The following is a 14,857-nucleotide window of genomic DNA, read 5'->3' as shown; positions in this document are numbered from 1 at the left end:
ATTTAGCATAGCACCAGTAAATGTTGCTGGTTTTACGCTATGCTTAATAAGCGTTCGGCTGTGTATTCATTGGTGATTAAGCCATTAATTAGTTTAGATCTAAGCGCACCTAATATTGCTAATACCTTTTCTTCACCCGCAGCAATAGCATACACAGCCTTATCAGGGTTTACTTTCAAAGGAGTGCTAGCAACTCGTTGATTAACAGTGCAATCAATCAGATTACCGTCAACATCTAATACCCAACTAATTAACTCTCCTACCGCGCCTTTAGTTTGTAGCTCTTCAAGTTCTTCTGGGCTGACAAAACCGTCTATATGAAGCGGTGAATTAATGGCTAAATTACCTACCCCAATAAAAGTAACGTCAGCTTGCGATGCTAATTTTAAATTATTCGCAATATAGCGCTGAGCATGCAATTGTTCTTTTTCTTCTTTGCTGCTCGGAAGTACAGGTAAAGGCATAGGATAATGCTTAGCGTTAATATGTTCAGCCATGCGCATCACAACATCGTATGATGAAGCTGAACCATCTAAAGCCATATTACCCAATAAAGCAACTATTTGATGTTGTTCACAGTTCAATAAAGCCAATTCTTCCACACAAGCACGTAAAACTCGACCAGTTCCCATCGCTATTACTTTCGGCTCTGGCGATTTTAAATGAAATTCTATTTCTTTAGCGCCCGCTTGAGCAAGTCCTAATGTAGAATTTGGCTCACTATTGTCGCTTGGCACAACCGTACATGACGTTAAGCCAAAACGACTTTTAAGCTGGAGCTGAAGGTCCATGCACTTAGCTATTGGATGCTCTAACCTGACTTTAATCAAGCCTTCGCTAACTGATAATGCTACCATTCGCTGCGCTGATTGACGCGATATATTGAGTTTTTTAGCTATTTCTTCTTGCGTATTACCTGCAACGTAATACAACCAACCGGCTTTAGCGGCATCGTCTAACTTTCTTATTTCTGACTTAGATCGCTTTAACACGTGTTACCTCTCGATGTTGCATGATGAAATAAGCGAAGGTACTTGCTCTAATAATTGTTGCCAATGCTCAATTGTACAAACACTCTTAAAACTATCACTATTAAATCTATCAATATTAATACCATCAGGCATTTGAGTAACGATAGTTTTAAAATGACTAGCGCCAACATACCTGATGACATTCATATTAGCCGCTTGGGCAGCGCACACACCTGCATTCGAATCTTCTATTACTAAACAATTTTCAGGTGCAACACCCATTTTTTTAGCGGCATGTAAAAATAGATCAGGGGCTGGCTTCCCGTTTTTAACCTCAGAAGAGGTAAATACCTTGCCAGCGAAATAGTCTTCAAGCTTGGTATAATGTAACGAGTTTTTTACTTTTTCTGGGCTACCACTCGTAGCAACACAGCTGTTTACCTTAAGCTGAGATAGCATCCACTCAAGATCATTTGTCTGTTGAAGCTCGACGGCAAAAACTTTAATAAGCTCTGCTCGATAGCGTTCGCGAAATTCACTAGTAAGGATAACTGAAAAGTCGTCAAAGACTTTAGCCGTAACATGCTTAAAATTAAACCCTAGGAAGTTAGTAAGGAAATAATCTTCAGATACTACTACGCCTAGCTCTTTAAGCATGCTTAGCAATACACGCTGACTTAATATTTCACTATCGACTAACACGCCATCACAATCGAAGATAATTAAATGTATCGGTTCATGTGTAGATATAGCTATAGATTTGGTCAACTCTACTTATCCTTATTGAGTTTTGCTCAATTACTTAGTTAATCAGTCAGTTAATCCAACAGATACTACTACAATAATACCAAATTGATTATGTTATTACCCATTCAGCACTAATTAAAAGTTAAGTCGCGCCAGATAATGGTTCTTCAATATAATCAATGACTGAATTAGCTGTCGTTACGCTGGATTAATAAACTGTTCAATATCTTGAATTGATAATTCAGGTGTCGCACCATGACTTTGTGCCACCATAGCACCAACAGCACAGGCAAAATCAACCGCATATTGTGCATTAGTTGTATTACAGAGCTGATAAATCAAAGAACCTAAGAATGAATCACCCGCGCCTACCGTATCAACAACGTTGATAAGAAAGCCTGAGTTATAATAGTTTTTATCATTAATTTTAAGCAAAGCCCCATGAGAACCTTTGGTGACGCACATATAAGGTGTATTAGTTTTTTCGGCAATAAACTCAAGATTTTGTTCTAACGAGTTAAATTTAGAGCCCATAGCATGCGCAATTTCATATAGTTCATCATCGTTCAACTTAACAAAATCTGCCACTTTCATCAGTTCAACTAAAGTTTCAAGCTGATAATGAGGTTTACGTAAGTTAACATCAAAAATCTTAAATTTTGCTACCTCTATTAACTCTCTTAATGTGTTTAATGAGGTTGCTTGACGGCCAATTAAACTACCAAAAACAAAAATATCAGCAGACATTACTTGTTCAATAAGTGCAGGCGTTAAAACAATGTTATCCCAAGCTGTATCTGCCACAATTTCGTAAGAGGCTGAGCCACTTTGATCTAATGTCACTTCAACCGTACTGGTTTTCTTTGTCGAATTAACGGCAATAAAGTCAGTATTCATTTGTCGGCTTTTAATTTGCTCTAATATTTCATGGCCTAAAATATCATCACCCACAGCACTGAGCATTTGCGCTTTTATGCCAAGAGAGTTTAAGCGTAAGCATACGTTTAATGGCGCGCCACCTAAACGTTTACCACTAGCAAAACAATCCCATAACACTTCACCAAAGCAATTGATGGTGATTTCACTTGGCGCTTTATCATTGATGAATAAGCTATTCATTATAATTTCTCCGCTGCTAGTTTTTGGTTAAGCGTGTTTTTCATAATATTTTTGATATTGCTTATTGGTAAATATAATTCATCAATCGCTTGGGCATACAGCTCACTAAAAGCAGGTTGTTCAATAAGATCGCCAAACAAGCTATTAATTCTTAAGAAAGCTAACTTGTCTTCAGTGGTTTTATGCGCATACTTAGCAAGTTCACCTTGCATTGCATCTTGAATATCTAACGCTTCTACTGCTTCATTAACTTGTTTGTCGCTGTATAAACACCAGGTTGCAATAACTAACGTGGCTAATGAACAGTCACGACCCAGCGCTAAGTTTTCGCTAATCGTTGCGATTAAAAACTTAGGCAATTTAGCTGAACTTTCCGAACAAATACGCGCTAGGTTATCTTTAATATTTGGATTTGAGAAACGTTCAATTAACGTGTCTTTGTATTCTTCTAAATCAATACCCTCTAGCTCATCAAGTAATGGCGTAACCTCTAAATCCATAAAAGCGCGTAAGTATTGGGCAAAGTCTTTATCTGATACGGTTTCATCTATCGTTGCGTAACCGTGGATTGAACCTAATAAACCTAATACTGAATGACCTGCGTTCAATAAACGTATTTTCATTTTTTCAAACGGTGTTACATCTGTGACAAACTGAGCACCAACTAAATCCCAATTTGGACGGCCGTCACTGAAGTTGTCTTCAATTACCCATTGCGAGAATGACTCACAAGTAATAGGCCATTCGTCGGTTAAACCAAAAGTGTCAGCAACGTATTCGATATCAGTTTTTGTTGTTACCGGCGTAATACGATCTACCATAGCATTTGGAAATTCAACATGCGTTGCAATCCACTGGCTTAATTCAGGATCTTGCTGCTGTGTAAAAGTAAGTAACATTTTACGAGTTACAGCACCATTATGTTGAATGTTGTCACAAGATTGCACAGTGAAAGCTGGCATGCCTTGGTTTTTACGTATTTGCAAAGCCGCAGCGATATAACCAAATGCGGTAGTTGGATCTTCAGGGTTTTCAATATCGTGTATTATACTGGCGTTTTCTAAATTTAAATCGCCTGTAATAGGGTTTAGGTTATAACCACCCTCTGTAATAGTTAACGATACAATTTTAGTGTCGTTATGTGCTAACTTCTCTATCACTGCTTGTTTGCTGTCTGGTGCGAAGATAAAATCAATCATCGAGCCAATAACTTTATTATCTATTTGGCCATTAGGGTGACGTACCACTAAAGAATACAAGTAGTCTTGTTTAACTAAAATATCACGTAAACCACGATTATTTTCTAGTAAACCCACACCACAGATAGCCCATTGCTCTGAGCCAGGTTTTTTCAATAATTCATTAACATACATCGCTTGATGTGCACGATGAAAACCACCGACACCAATATGCACAATACCCGCTTTAAGCTTAGTACGATCATAAGTAGGAATATCAATATTGCTAGGTAAATTAGCTAATGTTAACTGGTTTAACGAGCTGCTTTGGGTTTCATTTAGTGGGGTAGTGGTCATGTATTTAGCCTTACTTAATAGGATTAACCCTAAAATATTTGCTGGATAACACTCATTCAGGCTATCCAATTTTTTAGATGTATTATTTAAATTACTATTTACTGAATTGTTACTTGTTCAGCGCTTTTTCACGTTTAAGCGACATATAGGCGCTAGCGAAATACGTGATAGTAAAAATGAAACAGTAAAATTCAAATTCCGCTTTATTAGCATCATAAATGTCCATGCTTTCGCTAAAAAACATAACCTGACAAGCAAAGCCAGTAATAACTAATAATGAAATAACTGAGACAACATTTAACAGTTTGCTTATTAAACTTGTATCAAGAATAAAAGGCTTGTTGTTAATAGCTTGCTCAGCTTGATAGGCAATAATTTCTTGTTGCTCAAATAATTCTGCTGCTTCTTCTCTTGTGTAATCTTTATCAGCACCATATTGCTTAGCTAAGAAGGTATAAATAACAATGCTAAATATCCAGGTAGGGATGAATAAGTAATAAAAAGACATAACATCTAAAATATTTAAACCAAAGCCAAATACTAATGCTAAAGCCCAAGTGGCAATCGCTGGAACACTACGAGAAATTTTTTGGTATTGAGCCCAGTAACGCGTTAAACCAACCTTTGGAAATAAAACATGTTCCGCAAATACAATACCGCCAACGGGCACAACTAATAAACCAGCATAAGTTAATAGCGGTAACATTTGAGAGAATACAAATGGGAAACACGCAATAATTACAGTAACAACACCAACAATCGCCGTTGTTTTTTCACGTGATTGATTTACAAAAATAGACTGAGCAGCTAGGCCTGCACGGTATAAATTAGCGTTAGCTGTTGTCCAGCCGGCAATAATAATAATCACAAAACCAGTTAAACCTAATGCGTGGTAGGCAACATCACCAGGATCTAATGAGGTAATACTTGTTTTAAGTAATACCGCAGCGCCTGCGCCCATAATACCTGCCGATATCCATGCTAGGTAATGACCGAAGAACATACCAACACCAGAAAACAAACCATAACTTTTACGTTTAGCAAAACGGAATATAGCCATATCAATTAAACCAAAGTGTGTAATTGAGTTAGCTGCCCAAGCGAAACCAATAACTTCAAACAGGCCAATGCCCTTTTCACCATCACTGGTAAATCCGGTCCAAATAGAGCTATCACCAATAGTCATAAAATCGCCCCACCCTGTTAAGGTTGTGGTTCCTAAAACATGATTAGATAACGCAGGGAAAAGCGTGAATGAGCCCGCGATGAAAATAACAAATAACCAAGGCGCACATATTTTGGAGAAGTCAGCGACCGTAGAAAACCCGTACATAGCAACAAACACGACTATAGAGCCTACCGCTAGAACAATAGCCACAAACCAAAAGCTGCTTGGGTACCAATTCAGCTGTGCTGGAATATCAAATAAAAATCTGACCGCGGTAGAGGATACGGTGATCATGGCTGCGGATATTACGGAAAATATAACGACGTTAGCCCAATTATAAAGCTTAGTCATTGAATTACCCGCAATTTTATTAAGGTAATTATATAAACTTAAGCGGGTTTCAACGGCAATTGGTGCTGTTAATAACCGCCAAGACATCATTGCTAATAAGTTACCGATAACCAAACCTAAGAGGATATCTTTGGTCGATGCACCTAAGGCAACAAAGGTTGCTCCAATTACAAATTCTGTTGCGGCCACATGCTCACCAGCATATAAACCGGCAAAATGTTTCCAGCCATGTAATTTGCTTTTTGCAACGGGCATTTGTTCTTCATTTATATCACTAAATGAATTATCTCTCTGAATATCAGACATTTAAGTTCTTCCCCATTTTCATTTTATAAACATATATTAAGAGGAATAAATATGTATTCACATATTTATTCCTCTATTATTTTTCTTTTATTTTATTTTATGTATTAACCGTAAATTCAGTAAGATCGAAAGTATTTGCGTAACAATTAGCAAAATCAGACCTAGAGAAAGTGAAGCTATTATTTAACGCAATAATTTCACTTTATTTAACTATTTTATTTTTATAAACACATCAGGGCAAATGCCCAACTACCGAGCATAATCCCACCAAGAGTTTATATAGTCAACAGATTTGTTAATAAAAATAATGACAGCTATCGTTAATTTCATTACTAACTTTTGTATTTTTTGATTTATTTATCGCAATATAAATAAGAAAATACAAATAAAAACAATGAACTGTATAAATATCAAGATGAAAAAGATCATGAGATTGATTTTAATACTCGTTTCATTAATTCAGTGAACAATTTTATACGTAGAAAAAATTGCTAAATACAGGCATTTATTTCAATAACTAGTTGTTCTAATTATTAAATAACGATGTAGTTGGTGATTTTAGCAAGTAGAAATGATCACATAGCTAGTGAGATTGGTAACTCCTGAAGAAGGAGTAAAATGGGGTTAAATCGATTAAATATGAGTTATTATCATTATAGGGTTACGCTGTAATTTAACCCTATCAACTAAGTGTAAATGGGGTTAGCCTATCTGTTTATTCCGAACATAGCCTTGAATAACCATTTCATCTAGGTCTTTATTTTCTTGATGCTGTATTTGTTCTCGTGCTACTTGATGCCGACTTTGAACAATCCCTTCTATTCCTTTTGTGAAGTTCATCTGTGTTAAACAGGCTTTTTGTTGGCGTGTTTCGTCATTTTGTGACTGAGTTATTAATTCACTTTGTTGGTTAGATAAGTTGTTCAATATAACTTTCATACCAGAAAGATTTTGCAAACCTATTGATGATTGCATGCTTACATTCTTTTCCATGCTGTCAATATGCTGTTGTAATAATTGTAAACGTTGTTTTTCTTGGGCACTGCGTTGCTGTAATTCTGATTGTTTAACTAGCATTTGGTCAAGCTTGTCTTTTTGCATATCTTTAAACTTAGTTAGCATTATACTTCCCCATTATCAGTTCTAACTGTAAAGCAGAGTCCGAAAAATTAATTTTTTCATTAAGATTTTGACACAAAAATGCTTCAATTTTTGGATATAAAGTCACAGCGGCATCGAGTTCTGCATCTTTACCCGCTTGATATGCACCAAGAGGAATAAGCTCATGAACTTGTAAGTAGCGGCTGTATAATTTCTTTAATGTATAGCAATTTTGCAGTTGCGCTGGATTAACAATATTTGGCATAACACGACTAATAGAGGCACCAATATTTATCGCCGGATAATGCCCTTTTTCAGCCAACGTACGATCAAGTACAATATGACCATCTAAGATTGCCCGCGCGTTATCAGCAATAGGATCTTGCTGATCATCACCTTCGGCTAGTACAGTATAAATCGCCGTCATTGACCCTTGGCTTTTTTCGCTATTACCTGAGCTTTCAACCAGCTGAGTTAATTTACTATACACTGAAGGTGGATAGCCTTTAGAAGCAGGTAATTCTCCTACAGATAGGCCTATTTCACGGTATGCTTGCGCATATCGCGTTAATGAATCCATCAGTAGCAGCACATTGAGATTTTGATCACGAAAATAAATTGCCAGTTGGTGGCTTAACTCAGCAGCTTTAGCCCTAAGCAAAGGAGAATCATCAGCTGGAGAAGCAATAATAATTGCTTTTTTTAAGCCTTCGGGACCCAGGCTTTGTTCGATAAATTCTTTAACTTCCCAACCTCGCTCACCGACAAGCGAAACAATAACAACATCCGCCGAGGTAAACTTAGTCATCATACCTAATAGTTTACTTTTACCTACCCCTGACCCTGCAAACAACCCCAAGCGCTGGCCTTTACCCACAGCAAATAAACTATTAATAGCTCGAATACCAACATCTAATGGTTCTGTTACACCTTTACGTTGTAAGGGGTTCAATTGAGCGGATTTTGAAAGTTTAAGCGGGACACTACTTTGATCTTGTGCCAATGGCCCTAGGCCATCAATAGGATTCATTTGTGCATCAAGTACACGCCCCAATAATCGCTTATCAATACAAATAGAAGGCTCATTTTTTGCCACTCTAACACGAGCGCCAGCATACAAGTCTTGTATTTTATTTAATGGCATTAAATAAGCTTCAGACTCATGAAAACCAATTACTTCAACGTCATACCAAGTACCATCAATACTCTCTACTTGATATTTTTTCCCCATAGTAAAAACGCCACCCACCGCTGTTAGTGTTAAGCCATTTACACGGACTAAGCGGCCATAGCTTTGTAATAGCGGCGGAGATGTTAACGCGGAAGTTGCTTTTCCTAAGCGATCTAATAGGGTGTTATTCATTAATCATCGCTCAGTAGCGCAGTAGTAGCTTCACTTAGCAAGGCATCTAAACGTTGCGAGAATGATAAACTATGCGTTTGCTTATCAGCAATCAGTTGAACATCACCTTGGGGTAGCTGTTCATCAAACGTAACCTGTGTGGTAAAAACCTCTAAGCCAACGCCATCAAGCCAATCTTTATCGGCTGATGAAAAAATAATTTCCTTGATCTTGTCGCGCCCAGCTAATAGTTCTATAGCTTGCTGAACAAGAACTATCATACGTTCAGGCTGCATTTTTAACTCACAATCTAATACCGTTTTTGTGACTTTAGTGATTAAGACACATAACTCTTTAATAACGTCATCTGACTGTAAGTTAATATTTTTTTCAGACTGTTCAAATAGAACATTAAAGCGCGAAAGTAATGCTTGTTTATGCTCATCTAACTGCTCTTTAATTAACGCTTCCACTCGCTCATTAATTTCCTGAGCCATTTTTTCTTTTTTTTCTTCAGTGTTCTGACGCACGCCTTCATCAAAGCCTTTTTGCCAACCAAACTTTTCGGCTTGCTCTAATCGTTGATGTAAGCTTTGCTGCTGATCAGTTTTTTCCAGCGTAGGAAATCGAAACGGTTCACTCATCATTAACCAGCCGTTTCTTCTTGGAAGAGCCTATAATCAACTTCACCTTTTTTACTCATATCTCGTATTATGTTCATAATTTCCCGTCTAGCGCCTTCAACTTTACTAACAGGCTGTGATGCTAAGTTTTCAATTTGCTGTGTATATACTTGTGCCAAACGCTTAGGTAACGAGCTTAATAGACGTTCCATAAAATCAGGTTTCGATCCTTTTAATGCCATCGTCCAAAGTTCATCTGGTATATCATTTAACAATTGAGATAATATTTCGTCTGACTGTAAAGTTAGACTGCTAAAGTCATACATACGCTCTTGGATCGCATCCGCAACATTATTATCGTGCTTTTTCATTACCGAGATAATATGACTCTTATTACCACTGTATCGACTCATAATTTCAGCTACTTTATCAACACCATTAACCTGTGCACCAACTTGACAACCGACAAATTCAATACAAGCTTCAATTGTCAAACGAATATCGTCCATTACATGTTCACTGACTTCGCGTAAACTTGCTATCCGGTACAATAAATCATCATGTTTTGCCTCTGGAAATAGTGCTATAACAGCTGCCGCTTGCTCTGGCGGTAAAAAAGCCAAAAATAGCGCCTGCATTTGTACATGTTCTTGCTCTAAAAAACGCATAATAAGTTCGGCAGGCACCCATTCCAAACGACGTAAATCATCATTCATAGCACCACCGTAAATATCATCAAGCATACCTCGAGCAAGACGTCGACCTACAGCCTTATCCAAAGCACGTTCTAGGTATGCACGAGAAGCACCATTTACGCCACTTTCATTACGATAACAATCAAAAAAGTGGGTCAGTGTATTAGCAACATCATTTTTGGTAATATTGGATATTTTTGCCATACGTTCTGAAATAGCTTTAACTTCTCGTCGACCTAATTTACGTATAACACTTGCCGCATTTTCTTCACCCATACTGAGTAATAAAATAGCTGCACGGTCTAGTGCTGGTATTGATATAGCGGCACGATCTGGCCCTTTTGCTGATATATCTATACCATCATGATTTTCCTGATTCACTTTCAACTCCTTGCTCTACCCAATATTTAATGACTGATGTCACACGCTCAGTTTCACGGCTCGCCAATAATTGCATATGTGCAATTTGCTCTTCAAAGTCACTACCAATTTTAGGTAGCGCAATAGTAGAATTAGCATTAGCATTAGATCCAGCAGTTTTACTTTCTTCAGTTGAACTTTTCTCAAGTGCGTCATCAAGCGGTGTACTTTGACGCTCAAACGTGTGCTCTGAGTTAGCTGCATTCGCTTGATCATCAGCAAGGCTTGCAGCAGGAGTCGTAATATTTTTACCTTTAATTAAATGGTTCACAAGTGGACGTACACCAAATAAAATCAGTAGTATACTTATCAACAAACCAAAAATATAACGCGCATATTCACGTACTTCAGGCATCTGCCACCACTGTAATCCTTCACCCGGTGCTAGTACTTTTGCCTCAACAAAAGCGAAGCTGGTAATATTAAACTGATCACCGCGCTCTAGGTTATATCCCGTTGCGGTTTTTACCATTTGACCTAAAGAATCAAGATTTTCTTGCTGCCAACCGTCTTCAGTGCTCGATGCAGCCTCATTTACCAGTACGGATAAACTCATAGTAGTTAAACGACCAACTTCATAGCGAGTATGTGTTACAGAACGACCATTTTCATATTCACGACTGCTCTCACTACGTTCAGAAATTCGCTCGTTGTTATCTTCTTCTTCGTTCGCGTCAGGTAATGGTGGTTCATTCGCCAGTGCTCCCGGAATTCCGCCTGCAAATTGGTCTTCCATAGAGTCTGATTTTAATCGCTCTTGCTTAAGAACACTTTGAGGGTCAACGGCTTCTTTAGTTTCCTCAACAACACTGAAATCAACTTCTGTTGAGACCTGAATTCGATAGTTGCCTTCACCTAAAATAGGTAATAGCATAATCGATGCTCGTTGCTCGATGTTACGCTCTACTTTTTCAATAAAAGCGAGCTTCTTATCTGTTTCCTTACCGATAGGGGTACTATCGTATAAGTTACCACTGAGTAACTTGCCACGTTGATCAACAACAGAAACAGAACGTGGATCTAGCCCAGGTACACTACCAATCACTAACGAGATAATCGCCTCAACATTTTCAGCTTTCAATTCATGCCCAGGTGCTAAATCAACCATTACCGATGCCGCAGTTTGTTGCTCATTACGACCAACAAATAAAGTACGCTTCGGAATAGCTAAATGAACACGAGCATTACGTATTCCCTGCATATTGATTATTGTACGAGCAAGCTCTCCTTCGAGCGCATGTTGATATTGCATTGATTCAATAAATTGACTAGTACCCATTGAGACTTTAGTGCCAATATTTTCAATACCTTCTGGCATAGAAGCTTTAATGCCTCTTGCAGCTAAAGTGATACGAGCATCAGCAAGCTTTTCTTGAGGCACCAAGATATTACCGCTATCAGTATCTATTCGAAAGGTAATTTCTTCTTTATCTAAAATTTCAAGAATATTAGCTTTATCATAACTTTCTTGATTGCCATATAGAGGCACGTAATTTTTTGCTGATGTCCATAAAATAATAACAATAGTGGCTGCAACCAAAGTAGCTAATAGTGCAATTGTTGCTACGTTTCTTTCACCATGGCTCGCTGCTGTACTAATTTTATTGGAAAAGTTAACCACTTTCTCGCGCAAGTTCACTTCATTACCTGGTTGTGGTTCAGCTTTTGTTAATTCACCTTTCATACTTTAATACTTTCCTATTACAGCGACATGCGCATGACATCGTCAACGCCATTTAACACTTTATTTCGAATTTCCATTAACATAGAAAAACTCAAGCTAGCTTTTTGACTTGCAACCATTGCACCTACGACGTCATCACTACGCCCAGTATCAACAGCAGCCATCATTTGGCCTGAAATATTTTGCTGCTCATTAATAGAGCGCACAACCGTTTTAAAATCTCCACTAATAGAATCACTACTTCCATAAAACTGCGTATTAATCTCAGTAGACATAATTCGATCTGCAGTAATATCAGCAGGCATAATACGATCAGTCGCAATTTGCTGCATATCAGTCATTTTACCCAGCATTAATCTTTGGCTTTCAATTGGTGACATTTTTAATTCCTTAAATTTAAGCTATTGCATCTATATCGATGCCATTTTCACGCATAGCAGCAAGTTTGTATCTTAGTGCACGAGTACTAACACCTAGAGCCTCTGCAGTCTGTTTTCTGTGTCCTTTGAAGCGACCTAATAAATCATATATATAATCAAATTCCGCTTGTTTCTTATTACTTCTTAACTGGCTAGCACAAATTTTTGCTGCTTGTTGAAAACAATGAGGTAAATTCAAATCATCAACTTGGATCTCTGCTCCTCTAGCCATGACAATCGCTCTTTGAATCACATTTTCTAACTCACGAACATTACCCGGCCAGTTGTAACAAAGTAAAATATCTTCAGCTTGTGGGCTGAAACTAAACTTCTCTGATCCATACTTAGTAATAAAATGTTTTGCTAATGGGATTATATCTTCAGAGCGCTCTCTAAGCGTTGGACAACTAAGGGGTAAAACATCTAAACGATAAAATAAATCTTCTCTAAACAAACCTTTTTCTACTTGCTCTCGCAACGGCTTATTACAAGAAGCTATAATTCTAATATCAAGCTTAATACGTTGATGACTGCCTAATCGCTCGACTTCTCGTTCTTGAATAACTCTTAATAACTTAGCTTGAAGTTCTAATGGTAATTCAGAAATTTCATCTAATACAATCGTCCCACCGTTAGCTAATTCAAACTTACCGACTTGATTACTAGTAGCCCCAGTGAAAGCACCTTTGTTATAGCCAAATAACATTGACTCAAGCATATTCTCTGGAATTGCTGCACAATTAATAGCAACGAAAGGTTTATCTGCACGAGCAGACGCCTTATGAATAAAATGCGCCAATTTCTCCTTGCCCGTTCCTGATTCTCCCATAATCAACACACTTGCATTAGTCTGCCCTGCACGGTTGGCTAAACGTAACAATTGTTGAGATTTATTAGAGACAGCAATTAAACCTTCTGCTCCTTGCTTCATAGACTCAGCATTGCGGATAGTTAATTTAAGCTGTTCAGGAAAAAAAGGTTTAAGTAAAAAGTCAACTGCGCCGCCCTTACTTAATGACAGGGAAGCAAGCTCACTTTGGGAGGAGTCAACAAGTGATATTATTTGACCATTTTTGCAAGTTCTACGAACTAATGTTACTAAGTCAACGAGTGACATTTGATCATTATCAGCATCAATAAAAATCAGCTGAGGCTTTAAGTCTAAACAATAACTAATTGCATCGGGAAGTGAGTTAGTATGTAACAGTTTAAAGTTTTCACCACTTACAGTATTTTCAATTTCTCGACTAGGTTTTGTGTGTGCAAACCACAATAGGTATTTTTGATCCATCATTTTCTCCTTGGTCGAAATCAATTTGAGCGTCTAAATAAACGAACTAATACTCGTCGATTTGAAGATTTCCCAAGAATTGTACTATTGTTAGCAACAGGATAACGCTGACCATGTGCACGCACTTCTAGCATATTTTCTGACAAGCCAAATTCGACTAAACGAGCAGCTACATCATCTGCTCGTTCTTTAGAAAGCAATCTATTTGCCAGTGGTGAACCTACATCATCAGTATGGCCATCTATCATGACTTTTTCAACGTTAGGATCTAATGCTATATATCGCGCTAAATTTTTTAAAAAAGTAATGTCTGCCTGTTTTTTTACTATTCGCTCACCCAATTCAAATTCAAAACCATGATCTCGTGCTTGATCCCACGATAATGGCGCAAGCTGGTGACGACAAGCTTGATACTTTGAAATCACATTATCACTAAACGTATTTGCAAACGTTAAACGTAACTCTTCATCACCAAAGCCAATAATAGCATCAAGCCAAAAACCTTGTTTAATCACTCGTAATAACGAGGCAATGCCTGAGTAAAAATAAACTTGTTGCTGTTCTATTTCAGATGAATTAAACATTATCTTAGGAGGTGATATTTGTGCTGGTTGCCAATCTGCTCGGCGTGCAAACACTTGCACATTGGTAATTTCGCGATCAGTTAATAACCACTGAAGACTCAAGTTTTGAGGCTCACCTGCTTTAGATGTTACACTCAGCTGTGCGTACTCATCAATGGTTTGTGTTAACTGACAATGAAAAGAATCACCACTGACTTGCCAAGTGCTGTCTTCGTAGGTTTGTTGAATGTTACGCTCTGCTTTACTTTGCTGCGTAAATAATAAGGTTGAAAAAAATAGAATAAAACTAAAAAATTGAGGGAAACAATTTAACATTTATGTACCCGTTCCTTGTAAAATACTAGCAATAAGCGGAACATCACATATATATATAGGTGAGATGAAAACTACCGCTAAGTTAATGTAACTCCCACAATCTTGACTTAATAATTAAGCTTTAGATTGGAAGCTTTGCGTCCTATTCTTTCAAATAGTTTGCTATTTAATTTTCTTAGTTTATTC

Annotated in this window: 13 protein-coding genes and 1 riboswitch; all 13 genes read right to left on the bottom strand. The window is 37.6% G+C overall.

Annotated features, from left to right (window positions below):
• Positions 1 to 32 precede the first annotated feature (32 nt).
• On the bottom strand, positions 33 to 992 hold the full coding sequence (locus GQS55_RS01395; RefSeq protein WP_159817254.1) for a sugar-binding transcriptional regulator: 960 nt from the start codon (positions 990 to 992) through the stop codon (positions 33 to 35).
• 3 nt (positions 993 to 995) lie between these two features.
• On the bottom strand, positions 996 to 1,739 hold the full coding sequence (locus GQS55_RS01390) for an HAD family hydrolase (protein WP_159817252.1): 744 nt from the start codon (positions 1,737 to 1,739) through the stop codon (positions 996 to 998).
• A 177-nt stretch (positions 1,740 to 1,916) separates the two neighbouring features.
• Complete coding sequence (locus GQS55_RS01385; protein WP_159817250.1) at positions 1,917 to 2,837, bottom strand: carbohydrate kinase family protein; 921 nt, start codon at positions 2,835 to 2,837, stop codon at positions 1,917 to 1,919.
• The gene (locus GQS55_RS01380) at positions 2,837 to 4,372 is read right to left on the bottom strand and encodes a mannitol dehydrogenase family protein (protein ID WP_159817248.1); all 1,536 of its coding nucleotides are present in this window, start codon (positions 4,370 to 4,372) and stop codon (positions 2,837 to 2,839) included. Before GQS55_RS01380 ends, GQS55_RS01385 begins: the two co-directional genes overlap by 1 nt.
• A 109-nt stretch (positions 4,373 to 4,481) precedes the next feature.
• Positions 4,482 to 6,197 carry a purine-cytosine permease family protein gene (locus GQS55_RS01375; protein ID WP_159817246.1) on the bottom strand — a complete coding sequence of 572 codons (1,716 nt, stop codon included), beginning with the start codon at positions 6,195 to 6,197 and terminating at the stop codon, positions 4,482 to 4,484.
• A gap of 702 nt (positions 6,198 to 6,899) precedes the next feature.
• Positions 6,900 to 7,319 (bottom strand): hypothetical protein, encoded by a 420-nt coding sequence (locus tag GQS55_RS01370; RefSeq protein ID WP_159817244.1) that lies wholly within the window; start codon positions 7,317 to 7,319, stop codon positions 6,900 to 6,902.
• Complete coding sequence (locus tag GQS55_RS01365; protein ID WP_159817242.1) at positions 7,309 to 8,661, bottom strand: FliI/YscN family ATPase; 1,353 nt, start codon at positions 8,659 to 8,661, stop codon at positions 7,309 to 7,311. The genes GQS55_RS01370 and GQS55_RS01365 overlap by 11 nt, the downstream gene beginning before the upstream one ends.
• Entirely contained in the window at positions 8,661 to 9,287 is a 627-nt protein-coding gene (locus GQS55_RS01360; RefSeq protein ID WP_159817240.1) for a FliH/SctL family protein, read from the bottom strand. Before GQS55_RS01360 ends, GQS55_RS01365 begins: the two co-directional genes overlap by 1 nt.
• The gene (locus GQS55_RS01355) at positions 9,287 to 10,339 is read right to left on the bottom strand and encodes a FliG C-terminal domain-containing protein (protein ID WP_236559720.1); all 1,053 of its coding nucleotides are present in this window, start codon (positions 10,337 to 10,339) and stop codon (positions 9,287 to 9,289) included. Before GQS55_RS01355 ends, GQS55_RS01360 begins: the two co-directional genes overlap by 1 nt.
• On the bottom strand, positions 10,320 to 12,062 hold the full coding sequence (gene fliF / locus GQS55_RS01350) for a flagellar basal-body MS-ring/collar protein FliF (protein ID WP_159817238.1): 1,743 nt from the start codon (positions 12,060 to 12,062) through the stop codon (positions 10,320 to 10,322). Before fliF ends, GQS55_RS01355 begins: the two co-directional genes overlap by 20 nt.
• Positions 12,063 to 12,079: 17 nt before the next feature.
• Positions 12,080 to 12,442 carry a flagellar hook-basal body complex protein FliE gene (locus GQS55_RS01345; RefSeq protein ID WP_159817236.1) on the bottom strand — a complete coding sequence of 121 codons (363 nt, stop codon included), beginning with the start codon at positions 12,440 to 12,442 and terminating at the stop codon, positions 12,080 to 12,082.
• Positions 12,443 to 12,458: 16 nt separating this feature from the next.
• Positions 12,459 to 13,772 carry a sigma-54-dependent transcriptional regulator gene (locus GQS55_RS01340; protein WP_159817234.1) on the bottom strand — a complete coding sequence of 438 codons (1,314 nt, stop codon included), beginning with the start codon at positions 13,770 to 13,772 and terminating at the stop codon, positions 12,459 to 12,461.
• A gap of 20 nt (positions 13,773 to 13,792) precedes the next feature.
• The gene (locus tag GQS55_RS01335) at positions 13,793 to 14,671 is read right to left on the bottom strand and encodes a MotY family protein (RefSeq protein WP_159817232.1); all 879 of its coding nucleotides are present in this window, start codon (positions 14,669 to 14,671) and stop codon (positions 13,793 to 13,795) included.
• Between the two features lie 83 nt (positions 14,672 to 14,754).
• Positions 14,755 to 14,845: riboswitch (cyclic di-GMP riboswitch) on the bottom strand.
• Between the last annotated feature and the right edge of the window lie 12 nt (positions 14,846 to 14,857).

The organism is Colwellia sp. 20A7, from assembly GCF_009832865.1.
GTDB lineage: Bacteria > Pseudomonadota > Gammaproteobacteria > Enterobacterales > Alteromonadaceae > Colwellia.
Note: the sequence above shows the minus strand (reverse complement) of the source record. Positions and strands in the feature narration are given on the sequence as shown.